The sequence below is a fragment of the Treponema socranskii subsp. buccale genome, assembly GCF_024181585.1.
GTDB classification, from domain to species: Bacteria; Spirochaetota; Spirochaetia; order Treponematales; family Treponemataceae; genus Treponema_D; species Treponema_D buccale.
Window position 1 is genome coordinate 1,750,077 of sequence record NZ_CP054258.1, and the last position, 19,641, is coordinate 1,769,717.

The 19,641-nt window shown below is 43.1% G+C and carries 17 protein-coding genes and 1 CRISPR repeat array; of the genes, 8 read left to right on the forward strand and 9 right to left on the reverse strand.

The genetic code is table 11. From position 1 onward, the window contains the following. Window positions 1–112 precede the first annotated feature (112 nt). The 3 genes from cas9 (at window position 113) to cas2 (ending at window position 5,214) form a co-directional block, all read left to right on the forward strand. The gene (cas9, locus tag HRI97_RS07975; protein ID WP_253724960.1) at window positions 113–3,907 is read left to right on the forward strand and encodes a type II CRISPR RNA-guided endonuclease Cas9; all 3,795 of its coding nucleotides are present in this window, start codon (window positions 113–115) and stop codon (window positions 3,905–3,907) included. 76 nt (window positions 3,908–3,983) lie between these two features. Next, on the forward strand, window positions 3,984–4,874 hold the full coding sequence (gene cas1 / locus HRI97_RS07980) for a type II CRISPR-associated endonuclease Cas1 (protein WP_253724961.1): 891 nt from the start codon (window positions 3,984–3,986) through the stop codon (window positions 4,872–4,874). Between the two features lie 34 nt (window positions 4,875–4,908). Then, window positions 4,909–5,214 (forward strand): CRISPR-associated endonuclease Cas2, encoded by a 306-nt coding sequence (cas2, locus tag HRI97_RS07985; RefSeq protein ID WP_301338914.1) that lies wholly within the window; start codon window positions 4,909–4,911, stop codon window positions 5,212–5,214. A 148-nt stretch (window positions 5,215–5,362) separates the two neighbouring features. Beyond that, a CRISPR array of direct repeats spans window positions 5,363–7,175; the repeat unit is 36 nt; unit sequence ATTATTTTACATCAAAAATAGAAATCAAACCACAAC. A gap of 375 nt (window positions 7,176–7,550) precedes the next feature. Here the strand turns inward: cas2 and hemW are convergent. Both hemW and lepB read right to left on the reverse strand, forming a co-directional pair. Further along, window positions 7,551–8,780, reverse strand: coding sequence for a radical SAM family heme chaperone HemW (hemW, locus tag HRI97_RS07990; RefSeq protein WP_253724963.1), 1,230 nt, complete (start codon window positions 8,778–8,780; stop codon window positions 7,551–7,553). 10 nt (window positions 8,781–8,790) lie between these two features. Next, window positions 8,791–9,486: a signal peptidase I gene (gene lepB, locus HRI97_RS07995; protein WP_253724964.1), complete on the reverse strand. Its 696-nt coding sequence runs from the start codon at window positions 9,484–9,486 to the stop codon at window positions 8,791–8,793. Window positions 9,487–9,822: 336 nt separating this feature from the next. On the opposite strand from lepB, the gene smpB reads away from it, so the two are divergent. Next, the gene (gene smpB / locus HRI97_RS08000) at window positions 9,823–10,287 is read left to right on the forward strand and encodes an SsrA-binding protein SmpB (RefSeq protein WP_253724965.1); all 465 of its coding nucleotides are present in this window, start codon (window positions 9,823–9,825) and stop codon (window positions 10,285–10,287) included. Next, entirely contained in the window at window positions 10,287–11,156 is an 870-nt protein-coding gene (locus HRI97_RS08005; protein WP_253724966.1) for a TP0183 family DNA metabolism protein, read from the forward strand. Before smpB ends, HRI97_RS08005 begins: the two co-directional genes overlap by 1 nt. A gap of 67 nt (window positions 11,157–11,223) precedes the next feature. On the opposite strand, the gene HRI97_RS08010 is transcribed toward HRI97_RS08005, so the two are convergent. The 5 genes from HRI97_RS08010 to HRI97_RS08030 form a co-directional block, all read right to left on the reverse strand. Further along, window positions 11,224–11,601 (reverse strand): arsenate reductase family protein, encoded by a 378-nt coding sequence (locus HRI97_RS08010; protein WP_253724967.1) that lies wholly within the window; start codon window positions 11,599–11,601, stop codon window positions 11,224–11,226. Window positions 11,602–11,742: 141 nt separating this feature from the next. Next, a complete protein-coding gene (locus tag HRI97_RS08015; protein ID WP_253724968.1) occupies window positions 11,743–12,906 on the reverse strand; it encodes an HNH endonuclease family protein in 1,164 nt (387 codons plus the stop codon). A 113-nt stretch (window positions 12,907–13,019) separates the two neighbouring features. Next, the gene (locus HRI97_RS08020) at window positions 13,020–13,316 is read right to left on the reverse strand and encodes an adenine-specific methyltransferase EcoRI family protein (RefSeq protein WP_253724969.1); all 297 of its coding nucleotides are present in this window, start codon (window positions 13,314–13,316) and stop codon (window positions 13,020–13,022) included. 7 nt (window positions 13,317–13,323) lie between these two features. Beyond that, window positions 13,324–13,506: an adenine-specific methyltransferase EcoRI family protein gene (locus HRI97_RS08025; protein WP_253724970.1), complete on the reverse strand. Its 183-nt coding sequence runs from the start codon at window positions 13,504–13,506 to the stop codon at window positions 13,324–13,326. A 7-nt stretch (window positions 13,507–13,513) separates the two neighbouring features. Further along, window positions 13,514–14,620, reverse strand: coding sequence for an adenine-specific methyltransferase EcoRI family protein (locus tag HRI97_RS08030; protein ID WP_253724971.1), 1,107 nt, complete (start codon window positions 14,618–14,620; stop codon window positions 13,514–13,516). Between the two features lie 177 nt (window positions 14,621–14,797). Here HRI97_RS08030 and HRI97_RS08035 point away from each other — a divergent pair, with 177 nt between their 5' ends. After that, on the forward strand, window positions 14,798–15,376 hold the full coding sequence (locus HRI97_RS08035; protein WP_253724972.1) for a TetR/AcrR family transcriptional regulator: 579 nt from the start codon (window positions 14,798–14,800) through the stop codon (window positions 15,374–15,376). Window positions 15,377–15,391: 15 nt separating this feature from the next. Beyond that, window positions 15,392–16,762, forward strand: coding sequence for an alpha-amylase family glycosyl hydrolase (locus HRI97_RS08040; RefSeq protein ID WP_253724973.1), 1,371 nt, complete (start codon window positions 15,392–15,394; stop codon window positions 16,760–16,762). Window positions 16,763–16,807: 45 nt separating this feature from the next. Here HRI97_RS08040 and HRI97_RS08045 read toward each other — a convergent pair whose 3' ends face one another. Next, on the reverse strand, window positions 16,808–17,371 hold the full coding sequence (locus HRI97_RS08045; RefSeq protein ID WP_253724974.1) for an L-threonylcarbamoyladenylate synthase: 564 nt from the start codon (window positions 17,369–17,371) through the stop codon (window positions 16,808–16,810). After that, the gene (locus tag HRI97_RS08050) at window positions 17,368–17,922 is read right to left on the reverse strand and encodes an FtsB family cell division protein (protein ID WP_253724975.1); all 555 of its coding nucleotides are present in this window, start codon (window positions 17,920–17,922) and stop codon (window positions 17,368–17,370) included. Before HRI97_RS08050 ends, HRI97_RS08045 begins: the two co-directional genes overlap by 4 nt. Window positions 17,923–18,087: 165 nt before the next feature. Here HRI97_RS08050 and HRI97_RS08055 point away from each other — a divergent pair, with 165 nt between their 5' ends. Then, complete coding sequence (locus HRI97_RS08055; protein WP_253724976.1) at window positions 18,088–19,641, forward strand: hypothetical protein; 1,554 nt, start codon at window positions 18,088–18,090, stop codon at window positions 19,639–19,641.

The window sequence follows — 19,641 nt, forward strand, 5'->3', positions numbered from 1 at the left end:
AAATGACTTCGGCATTTAGCCTTATTGTGATTTGATTTCTGCGTTCAGTATAACATTGCCTGCGATTTTTTGCAAGCACAATTTTTTTATTATTGAGGATTTTACAAATTTTATGAAAACACTTGGACTTGACATAGGAACAAATTCGATTGGCTGGGGAATTGTTGACGAAGCAGCAGGCAAAATTGAAGACTGCGGAGTTTACATTTTTCCTGAAGGCGTAAAAAAAGAAAAAGGAAACGAAAGCTCCAAAGCGGCGGAGAGGACGAGTTTTCGTCTTGCAAGAAGATTAAAATTCAGAAGAAAACTTAGAAAATACGAGACATTAAAAGTCCTCATCAAAAATAAAATGTGTCCGCTAACTATCGAAGAACTTGAAAAATGGCGAAGACAAAAAATATATCCGACTTCAAAAGATTTTTTAAACTGGTATAGAACGGACGAACTAAAAAACTGGGAGCCATATTTTCTCAGAAAAAAATGCGTGGAGCAAAAAGCGGAACCGTATGAAATCGGGCGTTCATTGTATCACATTGCTCAACGGCGTGGATTTTTAAGCAACAGAAAAGAGACTACAAAAGCGTCGGAAGGAGAAGTCTCAAAAAGCATAGACGAACTTTCCTCACTTATGGGTGACAAGACGCTCGGTCAATATTTTTACGAATTAAAGCAATCCGGTGAAAAAGTGCGAGGAAAATACACATCTAGAAAAGAGCACTACGAGAAAGAATTCAATAAAATCTGTGAAGTTCAAGGTTTTTCATCGGAATTAAAAAGCGATTTATACAGGGCAATTTTCTTCCAGAGAAAACTGAAATCTCAAAAATTTCTTGTGGGAAAATGCACATTCGAGCCGAACAAGAGCCGCTCTCCAATCTCTCATTTTGAGTTTGAAGAATTCAGAATGCTCTCGTTCATCAATTCAATAAAACTCGCAAAAAATTCAAGGGAAGATGAAAACAGCGATTTTGAATTCCTTACAGACGAAGAAAAAGAAATGATAAAACCGCTTTTCTTCAGAATTTCAAAACCGACGTTTCAGTTCGCTGACATCGAAAAGAAATTAAAAGGCAAAAACGAATTCTGGAAGTTTAACTACAGAAAAGAGACTAACGTTTCTGGCTGTCCTGTTTGCGCAGGATTAAAAAATATTTTTGGCGACGATTCTTCCGATGAAAGCTGGAAAGACAAGAAAATCGGACAATACGACATGAACGACATCTGGCATGTCCTTTTTGATTTCGACGACGAAGAAAAACTGCTTGAATTCGCAAAGGAAAAACTCTTTTTGAGCGATGAAACGGCAAGAAGATTCTGCACAATCAGAATTCAGCAGGGATATGCGAATTTAAGCCTTAAGGCAATCCGAAAGATAAATCCGTTTTTGCGGAAAGGCTACATCTATTCGACTGCGGTTTTTCTTGCAAACATACCGACAATGATTGGGCAAGACGCATTTTTACAAAACGAAGAGGAAATCGAAAATTCTGTAAAAAATATAATCGGGACGCTAAAAGACAAAAACGATATTATCGTTCTTGCAAATCGCTGTCTTGAGTCTGCGTTCAAAGATAAAGACAATGATTTCAGATTTGAAGAATGGGACAAATCGGTTGTGGAAAATTCCGCACAGGACTTGTTTGGAAAGAAAAAGTGGAATGAATATGACGAAGAAAAACGTAAAGATATAATTTTGCAAGTTTCTGAAAAAGTTGAAGACAATTTGAAAATCGCCGTCGGAAAAAATCCAAACGACTACAAATATCAGCTTTATCGCACTGACGACTTGATTTTGGACTATCTCAATCAAAAAGGATTTACTATAAAGGGAAAACTTTATCACCCAAGCGACACGGATTACAATTTTGAATCGCCGGTTCAAGCCGACGATGGAAAAATATATCTTGCCTCTCCTCGCTCGCAAAGCGTCAAAAATCCTGTTGTGATGAGGGCGTTGCACCAACTCCGGAAACTTGTAAATTATCTTATAAAAACAGGAAAAATAGACAGTTCAACAAAAATAAATGTGGAACTTGCAAACGACGTAAATGACAAGAACCGGCGGAAAGCTCTCGCAGAGTTTGCAAAAGACAGCGAAAAAAATAATGCGGATGCCAGAAAGAAAATAGAAGAACTTTGCAACGAGGCCGGCTTTAAAGTCGTTCCGACGGAATCGGATGTCAAAAAATTCAGACTCTGGAAAGAACAAAATGAAACATGTCCTTACACGGGAAAGCATATAAGTTTTACAGACTTATTCGGTCCGCTTCCTAAATTCGACTTTGAGCACACAATCCCAAGAAGCCTGTCTTATGACGATTCCCTTGAAAACCTTACACTTTGCGACAGTGAATTCAACCGAAACATAAAAAAGCAAAAACTTCCTTCGGAATTGCCGAATTTTGAAGAAATAAACAAGCGGTTCAAAAAATTTTATGAAGATAAAATCGACAACTGCCTGAAAATAATTGAGCGCAGTACAAAACTCGGAGGCTCATACGAAGAACCTACCGCCAAAGATTCAAGAATCGTAAAAAAACATAAGGCAGAGTACGAGCTTGACTATTACAAAGGAAAATTAAGGCGTTTTTCGGCGACAGAAGTTACTTCAGGTTTTAAGCACAGCCAGCTCAACGACACTAGAATCATCACAAAATTTTCTCTTTCGTATTTGAAGAGTATTTTTAGCTATGTTCAGCCTGTAAAAGGTTCTATGACAGACACATTCAAAAGGCAGTGGGGCTTGATGGAGCGAAATGAGGTAAAAGACCGCTCAAACCATATGCACCACACAGTTGACGCTTTGACAATTGCATGCGTAAACCGAGGAAAATTCAATCTGCTGTCCGAGACAATCAAAAACAGTCCTGACGGGAAGCATCTGAAATTTTCAAAACCATGGGCGACATTTGACGCCGATGTTCTGAACGCCGTTCAATATATAATCCCGAAATATTTTTCAGACGAAAACTCCTTGAGGCAGTCAAAAAGAATTATGAGAAATCGGGATGGAAAGCCTGTTTTGAAAAACGGAAAACCTGTCTTTGTCCAGGGAGCGACAGCGCGAGGTTCTTTGCACAAGGACACTTTCTATGGCCGCATAAAAACCGTTCCGGAAAAGGGCGGAAAATCCGAGATGATATTCGTGCAGCGTGTCCTGGTTTCAACATTGGATGAAAAGAGCGCTGAAAAAATCATCGACAAGGGAATAAGAGAGACTTTTGAGAAAAATCTTTTAAATGGAATACAAACGCTCCAAGAAATTCAAACAAATGGAATCCTGTTGCCGTTTAAAAAAGACGGAAGAAATGTTTTTGTAAAACGGATTAGGATAAAGGCACAGCCGACTTCGCCGATCACTTTGAAAGAGCACCACAATGTGATTTCAAAAAATCCGAAAGACTACAAGCAAAATTATTATGTTGTAAACGACGAAAACTATCTTCTTGCAATTTACAGAGGAAAAGACGAAAAAGGAAAGGATGTTTCAGACTACAAAATTTGCAATCTGCTTGACGCTGTAAAAAGTAGACAGAACAAGACTGAACTCTATCCTGATTTTAAAGAGAAAAAAGGCATCAATTTGAAATTGTACAAGATTCTAAAGCCCGGAAAAATCGTGATCCTGCAAAACGATATTCAGGAAGACGTGTTCGCCTTGTCTAAAGAAAAACTTTGGAAACGCCTGTACAGGATTGCCGGGCTTGCAACTTCAGGGAATAATATTCAAATAAAACTAGTGCACATTATAAGTGCAAGACCTTGGAAATATATGAAAGGTGAAAATGATAAAAAAGATTTGAATGCAGGGACTGAATGTCTTATGTATCTAACATCAAATTTTAAGGGACTTGTTGAGGGGCAGGACTTTGCCGTTTCGCCTATAGGAGAAATCATACGAAAGTAAGAGTTTGGTAAAAGATGTAACTTTTCGCACAAGAATAAAACTGAACATATCGAGTTTTTCGTCCGATAGTTAAAGTATGGTTAAACGAACACTGTTTTTCTCGCATGCTGTTTGTTTAAGCGTAAGGCACAAGCAGCTTGTCATTTTCAGTAAAGAAACTCAAGAAGAAACACTTGTTCCCATCGAAGACATAGGTTTTGTGATTGTGGAAAACGCACTCGTTACACTGACAATTCCTTTGATAAATGAGCTTACTGACAATAATTGCGCGCTTATTTTTTGCAATGAAAAGCACCTGCCCTTTTCAATGACTATGCCGCTTGATTGCAATGAGACCCAGTCGCAACTTTTTTCCGCCCAGATAAACGCGAAACTTCCTGTTAAAAAGAAATGCTGGAAGCAGATTGTGGAATTTAAGATAAAAAATCAGGGACTTGTTCTTAAAAAATACGATTTGGATTTTACAAGGCTTGTTAATTTTTCAAAATGTGTAAAAAGCGGCGACCCGACGAACATGGAAAGCCAGGCTGCAAAATTTTATTGGGACAATCTTTTTGGAAAGAAATGGTGCCGAAATCGTTTTGGAGATTTTCCAAACAATTATTTAAATTACGGATATGCAATTTTGAGAGCCGCAACGGCACGCGCGTTGATCGGTTCAGGCCTTCTTCCTACTTTGGGAATTCATCATCACAACAAATATAATGCATATTGCCTTGCGGATGATTTGATGGAGCCTTACAGACCTTTTATCGATGATGCAGTCATAGAATACATCTCGACAAATCCAGATGAGAAAGAACTTGGGCTGGAATTCAAAAAGAGGATTTTACAAGTCCTTACGCGCGACGTAAAAATGGAAAACTTGACAAGACCGATGATGGTCGCCCTTTCAATGACAAGCGCATCGCTCGCGGACGCCCTTTCAAACGAATCTGAAAAGTTGAAACTTCCGAATTTTGTATGATATGAGTTTTGACCGGATAAACGCCTATAAGATAATGTGGATTTTCTGTATGTTTGATTTACCGACAAACACAAAGCCTCAACGCAAACGAGCGAGCGAATTCAGAAAAAACCTGTTGGAAGACGGTTTTGAAATGATGCAATTCAGCGTTTACAAAAGATGTTGCGGGAGTAGAGAATCGTGCGAAGTCCATGAAAATAGAATAAAAAAATGGCTCCCGAGAGAAGGAACTGTAAGCATTTTGAAATTTACTGACAAACAGTTCAGTGAAATTTTGACATTTATAGGCGAAAGCCCCCAAAAGAAAGAAAAAGCACCGCAACAACTCCAATTGTTTTAATAGTCAAACTTGAAAAAGTTACAGATAAAAAGAATGGGCAGCAAGTAAAAAAACAAAGAAAGATATAAAAAAAAGATAACTTTTCTCTATTTTTTTTACACTGCAAACCAATCTAAATCTTTGCATAATATGGTCTTATACAACTCATATTATTTTACATCAAAAATAGAAATCAAACCACAACTTGTTTGTTGCGTAGGCACGAACTGTATGATTATTTTACATCAAAAATAGAAATCAAACCACAACGTAACGTTGCCCGACTTACCGTCGGTAAGAATTATTTTACATCAAAAATAGAAATCAAACCACAACTGTCCCGGACTTCGCCTACTACGAAAACGGATTATTTTACATCAAAAATAGAAATCAAACCACAACTATGAACAAGAAGTTAAATACTTTTTTGTCATTATTTTACATCAAAAATAGAAATCAAACCACAACAAACGTGGTTTGCAGTCGTCATTTGTAACATTATTTTACATCAAAAATAGAAATCAAACCACAACTTTGGTGAAATACAGGTAAAACCGCTTTTGATTATTTTACATCAAAAATAGAAATCAAACCACAACTTTATTCTTATGATCCGTCTGAGAAGTTGTATTATTTTACATCAAAAATAGAAATCAAACCACAACGACGCCTATTGGTGCGTCTAGTTTATTACAATTATTTTACATCAAAAATAGAAATCAAACCACAACTATTCAAGCTGACGTACAAAGTGTAAATCCATTATTTTACATCAAAAATAGAAATCAAACCACAACTTGCGCGGTAAACAAGTGTTTGCCTGTTTAATTATTTTACATCAAAAATAGAAATCAAACCACAACCGTAGCACTAGGCTTATGTACCTTACGCACATTATTTTACATCAAAAATAGAAATCAAACCACAACGATAGACTGGGCAGTCGGTGTTGGTAACGTATTATTTTACATCAAAAATAGAAATCAAACCACAACTTGCTGTTGTGTTTTGCGCTCTCTCTATTGATTATTTTACATCAAAAATAGAAATCAAACCACAACAGAGGCGGGTTTGCCTACGACGCGCACAAAATTATTTTACATCAAAAATAGAAATCAAACCACAACAGTTCTGCCATATATACTTATAGTCATTTTATTATTTTACATCAAAAATAGAAATCAAACCACAACCGTTACGATCTGGGGAAAGACGGCGGAAAAATTATTTTACATCAAAAATAGAAATCAAACCACAACTAGTTCGCAACTTTCTTACTCACCTCTTTTATTATTTTACATCAAAAATAGAAATCAAACCACAACTTTTGCCGTTCGTGAACTTTGTGCTGCTGAATTATTTTACATCAAAAATAGAAATCAAACCACAACTACACAAGCGCTTTCATTTTTTATCACCTCATTATTTTACATCAAAAATAGAAATCAAACCACAACTGCCGCTTATTGTCTCCGCCACCCATTGGATTATTTTACATCAAAAATAGAAATCAAACCACAACGGAAAACGGTTGTCGTTATCGCGCTTGCGATTATTTTACATCAAAAATAGAAATCAAACCACAACAGTACACTACCAAATTCTTTTTCCATACTATTATTTTACATCAAAAATAGAAATCAAACCACAACTAGGTGAATATGGCGATGTAACGCATCGTCATTATTTTACATCAAAAATAGAAATCAAACCACAACAAAAGGTTATTATACCTTTACCGCCTATGTATTATTTTACATCAAAAATAGAAATCAAACCACAACATCAGCTTCGTCAACGTTTTGATCGTTTTAATTATTTTACATCAAAAATAGAAATCAAACTACAACCGCCTGTGTCGTGCGGTATTTGGCTTGGCTATTATTTTACATCAAAAATAGAAATCAAACCACAACTTGATTTTACGGTTCCTGAAACGGCAGATGATTATTTTACATCAAAAATAGAAATTAAACCACAACTAATGCATTTCCATCAATTGAAGACGTCACATAATATAAACTCCCGTAGTCATTATTTTTATTTTTTGAAGAAAAAAATTTTAATTCTATATAATTACTATAGACAACAATATTTGTTTATTATTAATTTTTCCACTTTATTTTTTATCATTAAACAAGTTAACCTGATTCACTGCGATACCGAAATCATCATTGCATAAATCAAAAAAAAACATCGCTGTCTTCCCATGCTTTTATATACAGGGTACAGAAGAATTTGTTTTTATATTTTCTTGTATAGTGGCGATAAAAGTTTCATTATTTAAATTTTTTATTTTTTTTATAATCACCTAAAAAGCTCCCCGTATGATACTCAAAATCCTCCGTTCAGCCGTCTTACAAAAGCGCTTCCAAAAATTCATTGAGAAACAAAAGCCCTTCTTTTGTGAGCGCATAAAAGTGCGCACCGTTTTTTTTCCGCTGTAAAGCCAAGCCCCGCCCTTCCCACGCTGTAAAGAGCGCTTCAGCCTTTTCGGGAAAAGCGCCGAATCGCGCTTCGTACGTTTCACGGCAGATGCCGCGCGTCATCCGAAGTCCCATCATAAAAAATTCAAAAGCTTCCGTTTTTTTATCTATATATTCGACGGAAAAAGGGAGCTCAGCGAATTTACGTTCCCGCTCCGCACGCACTTGTACCGTGCGGAAATCATCCGAAAAAAAGATGCGGGAGCGCACCGCATCGATTTTTTTGCTTTCCCAAAAGCGCACATAGGATCCGATATCGCGCGTATTCGTAAATCTCGCCGACACATCCTTTCGGTAAAAAGTTCCCGTCGCGCCCGCGCCGATGCCGGCATAGCTTTCGAGATTCCAATAGGCGAGATTGTGCAGGCACTCACATCCCCTGCGGCAAAAATTCGACACTTCATACTGTTCGTATCCCGCGCCGCACAAAAAGTCGCACCCCGAAATCCAAAGCGCATCCGACGCATCGATGTCGTGCAGGATTTTCCCGCTTTCGATTTCCGAACAAAGAGGCGTACCTTCTTCGACGGTGAGCGAATAAAGTGAAATGTGATCGGGCGCATACGAGAGGAGCGTTTTCAAACCCGAAGCGAACGATGCATCGGTTTCTTCGGGAAGACGGGCGATCATATCGACCGACAGCGCGTGCGGCCGTTTTTTTTCAAAAAGCGAAAGTGCGCGGTACACATCGCTCGCGCGGCTCCGTCTCCGCACGCGGCAAAGAGAAGTGTCGCTGAACGATTGAATGCCGCACGAAATACGCGTTACGCCCGAAGCGGACGCCGCATCGAGGAAGCTTTCCGTTACGTCGGACGGGTTCGCTTCCATCGTCACTTCAAGCGGCGCCTTGCGGGACATTTTTAACAATCCCGAAAAGAGACGGTCGATTTGCTTTTCGGAAAGCAGACTCGGCGTCCCGCCTCCGACATAGATCGTCTTCCACGAATCGATATCCCAAAGCGACGCCGTACATACCGCTTCGTTCAAAACGGCATCGATATATTCGTCGTCGATTTTTTTTGCGCAGGGTACGCTGAAAAAATCGCAGTAGGAGCATTTCGAAGTGCAAAACGGAATGTGCACGTACAGCGGAAAAGACACACCCACTGCTCTACAAAAGACGGAATTTCGCAAACGGAAAATACACGGCGAGCCCTTTCGCTTTTATGTCGTCAATGCGCACCGCACCCCACAGGCGTGAATCGAGGGCGCTCGTGCGGTTGTCGCCGAGCACGAAGTATTCGCCGCTTCCGAGCGTGCGCGCTTCAAAGCTGCCGCTCACGCCGATCGCGCTGTCCCAATCGGATGGCACGGAAACGATGCGCACGTTATAGGACTTTTCGGCTCGTTCGAATTCGGTAAGAAAATGGCTGTCCCCCGCAGGCCGCACAAAGACGACGTAGCCTTTCATATAGACGGTGTCGCCGGGCAAAGCGACGACGCGGCGGATTTCGGGTTGTTCGCTTGCCGTATCGTTACCGAAAAGCGAATACTGCTGTGCGGTAAAAAATCTCACTACCGCGTCGGCAGCCGTCACGAAAGCGGACGGAGAAGATGTGCGGCGGGATTTAAGCATAACGACATCTCCGCGCAAAAGATTTTTCACAATCGGCGTAAATACGGTACACGAATCGGAAGGGATATCGGGCTGCATGGAAACCGAGCGGGAGCGGACGGTAAAAAGCGCAAAACTGCGTACGAGCGAAACACCCGCAAAGACGATCAGAAAAAAAAGAATCACCGAAACAATCGTGCGCCGGCGCTGCTTTTTTACATCGAAAGAATAGTCGTACAGCTTTTGCTTCATGCGTGTAACATAACACAAACGCCGCGAGTTTACAATATATAGGACAAATGTACCGGAAATATATTTTATAAAAACAGACAGCAGTAGTAAAAAGGCTGCACTCCCGGCAGCGGCTCTGCCGTTCACCGCGGCAGACCGTGATCGGAATCGGACTGCGCAAACTTTTTTATCAAAATAGTTTGCTTGCCATCGGTCTGAGCGGCTCGGCGGCAGTTCCGCTGCCTCGCGTTCCGCCTTTTTTATTTATCTGTATACAATTTTTGTATATATTTCCGGTGCCCTTGTCCCGGCTGCAGAATTGAAACCTTTGCGACGATTTCATATAATGGAAAAGGTATGGCTGACGGAAAAAAGATTATCGCGGAAAACAGAAAAGCCCGTTTCAATTATTTTATCGAAGACTCGATCGAATGCGGAATAGAACTGCGCGGTTCGGAAGTCAAATCGATAAAAGCGGGCAATCTTTCGTTTCCCGACGGCTTTGCGGAAATCAAAGGAGGCGAAGTGTGGGTACAAAATCTGCACATCTCCGAATATTCCTATTCGTCGGCATTTACCCCTTCTCCCGATCGGCCGAAGCGGCTTTTGCTGCACAAAGACGAGATAAAGCGGCTTGTGCGGAAAACCGAAGAAAAAGGCTATACACTCGTTCCGCTCGAATTTTATTTGAAAGGCGGCCGCGTCAAAGTAAAGCTCGGCGTCTGCAAAGGCAAAAAGCAGTACGATAAGCGCGATACGATCCGCGCTCGGGACATGGACCGGGAAGCCGCGCGAGAGTTCCGCAGGGAGATAAACGGCTGATGAAAAAAGCCTTTCGCCGTGCGGCGGCGGCCTTCGTCGTATCGCTTGCCGCATTCGGAGCTCAAAGCCAACCTTCCCGCTCTGTCGATTTTTTCGGCGTCATATCTTCCGATGCCGACGCCAATATGATTCAAATGACGGAAACCCTCTACCTCACGCAGCTCGGCGAATTGCCGGGCATTTCGGTTACCGACAGACGGCAAAGCGGTTTTGCCGAAGCGTACAAAGCGCAGGGTGCCCCCGACTTTTCAAAAGCCGCTGCTCCCCTTGCGTTTTACGCGCTCATCGGCAAAAAAGATCCGGCCGGCGGAAAATGGGACTGCACGATCTGCGTCGCCGACATGCGGACGAAGGATATCCATTCGTACACCCAAACCTACGACTCATATTATAAAATCCTCATGGAATCGAAAGCCTCTCTGCGGTCGATATTCGAAAGCCTTTTGAATAATCGAAGTCCGAAAGAAGCCGATCGGACGAACGACACGAATATACCCGATAATCGGAGCCCTGCTCTCTCGACCGACTCGATCGCGGGAACGTGGGGCGGCGAAGAGTATATCGATAAAATCGTCATTCTTCGGGGCGGACGCGGTTTTATCATCTACAAAAACGGCGCAACGATGAATATTTCCGTTTCGGTTACGGGAAAAGAAGTAACCGTAACGCAGGCGGGAAAATCGAACGCATCGTTTTTTCCCGAACTGCCGCGCGAAGCCGCCCTCCTCGCAGCGACGGACGCACCGCCCCTCACGTGGAAACTCACCGTACAAAACGGTTCGACGCTGTCGGGCATAAAAACGACGCTCGTAGAATCGAAGGGCGGCATCGTCTCGGGCAAAGTACGGATCGAGTGGAAACGAAAGTGAACGATAGGTTGGCGGGCTGCTTTATCGCTGGTATTGCAGGCGGCGACTTTAACCAAACATACGCTTTTCAGCGCCGCTCTTTTCCAGTCCGTGCAGCGCACAGGATATCAACCCATTCTTTTTCTTTAAATCCGACGAGTATTTTATTTTGAGCGATAACGAGCGGCCGTTTAACAAGCATACCGTCCGACGATAAAAGGCGATACATTTCCTCTTCTGTCATGCCGGGAAGCTTTTCTTTAAGATGCAAAGATTTATACAGCAAACCGCTCGTATTAAAAAATTTTTTAAGCGGCAGACCGCTTTGTCCGTGCCATTTTTTCAACTCGACTGCAGACGGATTATCTTCTTTGATATGCCGCCCGATATAATCGATGTGATGATCGTCTAGCCATTTTTTCGCTTTGAGGCACGTAGTGCATTTGGGATAATAAATAAAAATCATCGCCGTCTCCTCTAATTTTTTATCGTATCGGCAGCACCGAAAAAACTTGCGTTTTTGCGGCTTTCGTTAAATTTAATATGCGGCACTTTTAATAAGTTATCGACATAAAAAAATCACAGCTGTGATAAAATATATCAGAAACTACTTGTTTCCTTTCGCCCGATTATGCGTCTTGCAGAGCATTTGGCAATTTGCGCTGTTGGTTGCGCCGCCCTTGCTCCACGCGGAAACATGGTCGGCATCCATCTCGTCCAATTTCCAAATTTTTGTTTTATTACCGGAGTTTTCCAACGCACAGAGCGGACAGTTTGAAACGCCTTTTTTCTCAGCGGCGGCGGTTTGTTTTGCATATACCGACTTTTTTGTCGGTTCGTCAAAAATCCTCACGTCGAGCAGCTTTTTATCGGTTTCGCCGCCCAACAAATATTCGTAAATACCTTTTTTATTTTTTACATAAAAGTCGGCGTATAATTCGTGTAAGCGTTGAGAAATTTTCTGAGGATCATATGATTTTTTCACATACGTCTCGTAAAGCCGTCCCCATTCAAGTCCGCACATTTCTTTTTCGACATCGATAAAAACGCCGTCTATCCAATCGATCACGGAGTTAAAATATGTTTCCATCTCCGTAATATTTTTATCATGACGATGACGCGCCATATAATCGGAAATCTTGCCCTTGCTCACCCAGTCAAGCGCAGTGTGCAAAAAGTCCTGCCGATTTACGGAACCGGAAATATATGCGCTCCATTTTTGAATACATGCATTTCGGCTGTTGCTGAATACTTCTTTTGCTTTGGTCACAAACGAACCGGAATAAATGGCATTTAAAAGTTCCTGTTCGTTTAACGGAATGCCGGCAATATTGATCGTTCTGAACCATTCTTTTATTTCCGTTTCGCTTCCTTCGCATTCGTAAATAAGCAGCTTTGTTTTACGAATTGTATTTTGCAGATCGGCGGCCAAATCCCTGAAGTATTGCTCCATTCCATGTACGTCTTTGAACGCAAACTTATTGCAAAGAAATCGACCGATACTGGTAATCCGCTGCTGCCCGTCAAGGACTTCAAACTGTCCATCAGAAGTTTTATTAAAATAAATCAAGCCGAGCGGATAACCTTTTATTACGGACTCGATAACGGCAACATCTTTTTTCCCGTCCGCATAAATATAGTTGCGTTGGTATTCCGGCTGAATGGTAAGTTTTCCTGCAAGCCCGAACAACCCCTTCCCTTCGAGTTCGTTGTAAACGAAACCTTCGCAAATATCTTTTATCGTTATATCCGTTCTCAATGTTGTTTTCATAGCGCGCCTCCACGATTCTTAAATTGAGATAAAACGGCGGACTTCCTCAACGATTTTTTCGAGGTGCCCATTATTACTATGATATAAAAGCGACAAAAATGCAATGTTATTGTTTAATTTTGATATGTTCGCTGTTTGTGTCGGATAAAGATTCTTTGATAAGCAGACTGAATAATTCTTCCTTCCGAATTGATGAAATAATTCTTTTTTCCGTCATTTTGGAGCAAATTGGCATTTTCATTCGTCTTTCCGCCGGATGAACCCGTTCTCTCGCCATTGGGTTTGCATTCCCAATAATCGTCATATTTTTTTGTATCCGGAACTGCATCGTGACACCCTCTTTGTGTTGCTCCAAGGATATCAAATTGCTCCGGACAATACTTATCTAAAAAACTGATCGGCACGCCCATTATGCCGTTACATCTTGTGTTTGATGAAAATGCGCTTATAGAGTCCTTGTCCGTTGATGACCGGCGCATCGTATCTTTCATGCGGTTTTTTGAATTCGTCCAAATATCCGTCTCTACCTCTGTCTGTTGTCCACAAGATTTCGAACTGTTCCGGGCAGTATTTGTCGAGGAAGCTGATGGGGACTCCCATAACGCCGTTACATCTTCCTCCTGATGATGATGCGGAAGTACGGGGTAACTCTCTCTCTCTCTCTCTCTCTCTCTCTCTCTCTCTCTGCAACAGACGTGCCAACATCCGTCGTATATGTCAAATCCTTACCGTCGTTCCCTTTACGGAATTTTACAATTTCAAATTGTTCGGGACAATATTTATCGAGATATGAAATAGGTACGCCCATATCTTCGAAATAGTCGCTCGGGATCGCATCGGTAAAAGGGACTTCGATCGCATCGTAATTATCGTATTTTTTATAACCGATCCCTCTAACTTCTTTGTGCTTGCTGAATTTAATATTGTCGGCCATCGTCATAAGGCTGAGCGGCTGGTGGCGGCGACCGTGATCGAGATTGGTGAACCAACACACATTACGAAATTTTACCAATCCTGTTTGCTCATCATATACACCGTTCGCATAATTTTTAGGATCAGCTGCCATTATCTTAAAATATGCATTACCATGATTAAAACCGTTGCCAAGCCAAATTTTATTATTTTTTATTAACGGAAAAACTTCCTTGTAGGTAATCGCATTCATATTTGCAATAATCAAAAAATTTTTATCTGCTTCAACGATCCATGCCAAAAATTCACGAAACAGAGAAAAGGGCGGATTGGTGATGATAATATCCGCCTCCTCCCGCAGCTTTTTTACTTCATCGCTTCTGAAGTCACCGTCTCCTTTCATGTACGACCATTGTAAATCGTCTATATCGATTTTGCCGTCTTTGTTTTCATCGGCGGTAAGGGTAAAAATTTTCCCCTTCACTTTGGTTTTACTCGCATCGAATAAAGGATTTTCCGTTTCAAATAATGTCGGCTGCCAATCGCCCGGTATTTTTTTGCTTTCAACGGCATAACTCGTGCTGATGAGTTTTTTCAATCCGAATGCCGCAAAGTTTTGTGCGAAGAATTTGGTAAAGTTGCTCCATTCGGGATCGTCGCACGGAAGAAGAATCGTTTTGTTTTTAAATACGTCGGGATCATACTCGATATACGCGTTCACCTCTTTTTGAATGTCGGCATATTGTGTATAAAACTCATCGTTTTTTGCGATCTTCGCATTGTGTAAATTTTCGTTTGCCATAATCGATTTTTCCGCGAAAATATCTAATCCGGCATGCGGAACAGCTTTTCGCCATTAGAGCATATTTTGCACTATTGTTCAATGATTATTTCACGCGTTCTTCAAGTCCATCCGATCGCCCACAATTGACAATCCATATACCGATCGGTATATTTATATACTGAACGGTATATAAATATGACAATAAACGATAACAGCAGAGATGCAATTCTCAACACGGCAATACGCCTTTTTTCACAAAAGGGGTACGAAGGAGTCGGCGTGCAGGAAATTTGCGAAAACGCAAATATTACAAAGCCGACCTTATATTATTTTTTCAAAAGCAAGCAGGGACTTTTGCAGGCGATAGCGGATTCAAAGGGTGCGGAGCTTTTGCAAAAGCTCGAACATGCCGCAGCGTACGAACACGATTTTCTTAAAAGTCTGACACGCATCCTGGCCGCGACAATCGATTTTGCGCTTGCGTATCCCGATTTTTTTAATCTGCACAGCGTGCTTTTAAACGCGCCCGGCAATGCGGAAACCGAAGCGGTCTATGCGCCGTTAAAAAAACGCTTCGATTCGGTGTTTTCGGAATTTTTTATTAAATCCGCGCACGAGTTCGGCAATATGCGCGGAAAAGAAAAACTGTATTCCATACTGTACCACAACAACGTTATTTCGGTTTCGCTTTTATGCGTACATCAAAAATTGTCCGGAGACGATCAAACGATTTACCGCATCGTACACGGCTTTGTCTACGGCGTAGCAAACTGATGCCGGGAGATGTATATGTCAAATTTATTTTCGGATAAAATTTTTTATCATATCTATGCACTGGGTATGGGGAATTGCCCGAAGCGGAATGATTTTGCGTGCCCCGCAGGGGATTTTTTTGAAAAACTTTCGGAGCAGTTGGACAGGATTCGATCCTTGGGCTGTAATGCGCTCCTCATCGGGCCGATTTTTGAGTCGAGCGCGCACGGATACGATACGGTCGATTATTATCACGTGGATCGTCGGTTGGGGAATAACGAGCGCTTCAAACGCTTTTGCAGCCTGTGTCATGAAAAGGGATTCGCCGTGGTGCTCGATGCGGTATTCAATCATACGGGGCGGGATTTTTTTGCCTTTAAGGATATTCGGCAAAAAGGGCAATACAGCCCTTACAAAGATTGGTATGTCAATATTGATTTTTCCCGGCGGAGTGCCGAGGGGGACTGCTTTGAATATGAAGGCTGGGCGGGCTGCAAGGATTTGGTAAAACTGAATGTCGATAACGACGCCGTACGGGAGCATCTTTTCGGCGCGGTAAAAATGTGGATCGAAGAATTCGCAATAGACGGCCTGCGCCTCGATGCGGCGGATGTGCTGAGCAAAACCTTCCTCGATGCGCTGGCTTCCTTTTGTCGAAGTATAAAGAGCGATTTTTGGCTCATGGGCGAAGTCGTGCACGGCGACTATTCCGAATGGGCGCAAAACGGCCGGCTCGATTCGGTAACGAACTATCAGATGTACAAATCGCTTTGGTCATGTTTGAACGATCGGAATATGTATGAGCTTTCGTATAATTTGAACAGAGAATATAACGCCGAAAGCGGTATGTATAAAGACATCGCATTGTACAATTTCGTGGACAACCACGACGTAAATCGAGCGGTCAGTGCGCTCACCTCTCCGGAGCGGCACCTGCATCTGCTATACGGGCTGCTCTTTACGATTCCCGGCATCCCGTCCGTCTACTACGGCAGCGAATACGGTATACGGGGAATGCGGAAAGTCGACTGCGATTACGAACTGCGCCCTCCGCTTCCGCCTTTCGCTCAGCTTCCGGATTTTACGCAGCCGGGTTTTGACGCGGGCTTTATCCGTACGTCCATTGAAACATTTTCGAAAATACGACGGAGCCGTCCCGCTTTGCAGCGCGGTTCGTACCGGCAGGAGTTTATTGCAAACCGGCAATTCGGCTTTTGGCGCGAATGTTCCGAAGAAAAAATCCTGATCATCGTAAATTCGGATTTTGCGCAGGCCTGTGTTTTTTTACATTCCATTCCGGAGGGCGAATATGAAAATCTGACGGACGGAAGGATCTGTCATTCCGATGATTTGAAAGAACTGCAAACGGCTCCGTGTTCAATACTGATATTGCGCAAAAACGAATGATCGGAAAATCATTTTGTTAAATTTATCCGAAAATCATTCCGTGCATTACACCTGCACGGCTCCTTGACGCAGCACGCGGAGGGTACCCGAACTTATATCGACGATGGTCGACGGAAGGGCGCCCGACGTATCGCCCGATGAAATTATTAAATCGACATCGTCTTCAAACGTTTCGATAATGTCGCTTATTTTTTCGAGTACGGGTTTTCCGCTTTTATTGACGCTCGTCGAATAGACGGGACCGCTTTGTGCGATGACAGCTCTCAGCCACGCATCTCCGGGACAGCGGTACGCGGCAGTGCCCCCCGTTCCGTCGTTTACGATGATCGTGAGCGCGCCCGGCCACTTTGCAAGGAGAGAGGCGGGTACGGCGTCCTTTGCATAACGGCGTATTTCATCGGGGTGTGCGATGAGGCGGATAAAAGGCTTTCCTTCGTCCCTGCCCTTTATCGCCCGTATTTTTTCTTCGGTTCGGAATATTTTTTTACCGCTTTCGACGATGCCCGAAAAACCGTACACGGTGTCCGTCGGAAGGATAAGGATCTTTCCGCGCTTTAAAAAATCAACGCACAGGGAAGCCGCTTTTTCGTCGGTTTTGTGCAATATCACCGAGTACCGCCGCCGAAAGTCGCTATGCGCATTTTGCCCGCAGCATCGGAAGCGGTTTTCCGCATTGCAGAAGAAATCCGTTTTTCTTCCGCTAAGACTTGCACTTTTTTTCGCCGCGCCATAACTTCTCCGCTTCCGCCGGTAAGCGCCAAAAGTACGAACGTAAGCGCAAAAAACGCGATGCCGCATGCTTTGCATGTCCGCTCGCTCATAAACGCTATCGGCTCGCGCCGAACGACGGTTCCCGTATCATACAGCGGCGCTTCGTAGGGCTTAAGTCCGGTTATTTTAACGAGCTTTTCCCCCTCGCTCACGTAATCGAGCTTACGCGCATAGGCGGCGATAACGTCTTTATCTTTTTCGAGCGCCGTGCGTTCCAGTAACAGTTCTTCATTTATTTTTTGGATGAGTGCCGTCTGCCTGCTTATCGCGCGTTTTTGTTTTTGCAGCCGATTGTATACGATGATGCCGTCTCTGCCCGCAAAAAACGAAAGGAGTACATATACGAGGGTACCGATAAAAACGGCCGAAAGGATTTTTGTGCGTGTCATATTTTTCTTATCGGCCGAGCGCCCTATTTTCTGAAACGAAAATATATGCTATACTGTTACGATAGTATAGCGGGAATTTTCCCGGCGACGTACTGTTTTTTTGAAGCTTTTATGCCGATACTATAACGGATAGACTATGTATCTCTGCATACTGAGGGGAATGATATGGCAAATACCGATAACAAAAACGAACTCGACAGTTACGGTGTCTGGGTAAAAAAATCTCCGGAATCCGACTCTCAAAAATCCGAAAGCATCGACGATTTTAATTTCGACGTCGATTTGCCCGATTTTTCCGAAATAAATTCATCCGTAAATGAGCAAGCGCAAAGCGATGCATCTGCCGTCGAAGACGTTTCCATCGAGGATTTTCTCGACAACGGTTTTTCGGAACCTCCCGTCCCCGATGACACGCTCGGCGCGAGCGCTGACACCGCGCCCGATTTTTTCGGCGCTGCGGAAGAAACGCAAAACGATTCGATATCTTTTCCCGTATCTTCCGAAATCGAAGATGCTTCCGTTCTCCCCGAACTTCCCGAATCGATCGACACGACGTTCAGCACAGCGGAAACTTCCGCACCGGCGGAAGCTTCCGTCACCGAAGACGTCGACCTTTCCGATTTCGGAGTCGATTTCAGCAACGACGAAGCGCCTTCCGATACCGAATCGGGCGGAAGCATCTCTCCTGCAAAAACGGAATCGGCTCATATCGATTACGATCTTTCCGTTGCTCCCGACGACGGCGCTCTTTCTTCGGCACAAACGCAAAGTGTCGTACCCGACAGTTTCGACGAAGAAGCGAAATCGCTCATGGACAATATTGCAGCTCCGCGTACGGAAAGCAACGATCTCCTGCGGCAAATCGTCGAAGATCTTTCCGGATTGAAAAACGAAATCTCCTCGCTGAAAACGCAATTCGCCGAATTGAAATCGCGCGGGGGCACTCCGGCAGCCGAAGTGCAAGCCGGAGGATTTTTCAACAATTTGGATGAAGATGAAACGATTTCGCTTTCGGGCGACGAACTCGACAATATCATGAGCAGCGCCGATTTTTTAAATAACGAAAGCAAAGTCGACGAACTTGCAGAAGAAAACAAAATTGTCGATGGCACGCAAACCGAAGATACTTCCGTCGTTCCCGATATTTCCGAAAAAAACAAATCGACCGACGATTTTTTTGTGCAGGAAACAAAAACCGATACGGCAGGTGAATTGCCGATCGCGCCCGGCGAAGAAGAGGAACTTGAAGAGCTGCCCGAAGAAGCCGAACTCGAAGATCTTTCGGATGCGGAACCGCTCGAAGATATTTCCATTCCGAGCGTCGACGATATTTTGCGCGATGTCGCTCCCGCTTCGCAAAGCGAACCGAATTCATCCGGCAACGATCATAAAGCCGATATCACCGATAAATTTTCCAAAACCGATTCGACTTCCGAAACGGATGATTTTTTCAAAACGGATGTGCCCGCCGAAGATACCTCATCGCACAACGCCGCTTTTACCGACGCCGAATCGACTGCGGCAAAACCTGCGCTAAAAACAGCTTCACAAAACACTTCTTCGAGTCTGCCTGCAAACTTGACCGAAGAAATCAAATCCGTCCTTTTGTACATGGATCAGCTGCTCGAAGATTTACCCGAAGAAAAAATCGTCGAATTCGCGCGCTCCGAACAATTCGCGACATATAAGAAACTTTTTTCGGATTTGGGATTGTCATAA

Excerpts from the sequence above, each read along its gene's own strand:
- cas9 (WP_253724960.1), top strand. The coding sequence starts at position 113 with ATGAAAACACTTGGACTTGACATAGGAACAAATTCGATTGGCTGGGGA.
- cas1 (WP_253724961.1), top strand. The coding sequence starts at position 3,984 with ATGGTTAAACGAACACTGTTTTTCTCGCATGCTGTTTGTTTAAGCGTA.
- cas2 (WP_301338914.1), top strand. The coding sequence starts at position 4,909 with ATGTGGATTTTCTGTATGTTTGATTTACCGACAAACACAAAGCCTCAA.
- lepB (WP_253724964.1), bottom strand. The coding sequence starts at position 9,486 with ATGAAGCAAAAGCTGTACGACTATTCTTTCGATGTAAAAAAGCAGCGC.
- smpB (WP_253724965.1), top strand. The coding sequence starts at position 9,823 with ATGGCTGACGGAAAAAAGATTATCGCGGAAAACAGAAAAGCCCGTTTC.
- HRI97_RS08005 (WP_253724966.1), top strand. The coding sequence starts at position 10,287 with ATGAAAAAAGCCTTTCGCCGTGCGGCGGCGGCCTTCGTCGTATCGCTT.
- HRI97_RS08010 (WP_253724967.1), bottom strand. The coding sequence starts at position 11,601 with ATGATTTTTATTTATTATCCCAAATGCACTACGTGCCTCAAAGCGAAA.
- HRI97_RS08015 (WP_253724968.1), bottom strand. The coding sequence starts at position 12,906 with ATGAAAACAACATTGAGAACGGATATAACGATAAAAGATATTTGCGAA.
- HRI97_RS08020 (WP_253724969.1), bottom strand. The coding sequence starts at position 13,316 with ATGGGCGTGCCGATCAGTTTTTTAGATAAGTATTGTCCGGAGCAATTT.
- HRI97_RS08025 (WP_253724970.1), bottom strand. The coding sequence starts at position 13,506 with ATGGGAGTCCCCATCAGCTTCCTCGACAAATACTGCCCGGAACAGTTC.
- HRI97_RS08030 (WP_253724971.1), bottom strand. The coding sequence starts at position 14,620 with ATGGCAAACGAAAATTTACACAATGCGAAGATCGCAAAAAACGATGAG.
- HRI97_RS08035 (WP_253724972.1), top strand. The coding sequence starts at position 14,798 with ATGACAATAAACGATAACAGCAGAGATGCAATTCTCAACACGGCAATA.
- HRI97_RS08040 (WP_253724973.1), top strand. The coding sequence starts at position 15,392 with ATGTCAAATTTATTTTCGGATAAAATTTTTTATCATATCTATGCACTG.
- HRI97_RS08050 (WP_253724975.1), bottom strand. The coding sequence starts at position 17,922 with ATGACACGCACAAAAATCCTTTCGGCCGTTTTTATCGGTACCCTCGTA.
- HRI97_RS08055 (WP_253724976.1), top strand. The coding sequence starts at position 18,088 with ATGGCAAATACCGATAACAAAAACGAACTCGACAGTTACGGTGTCTGG.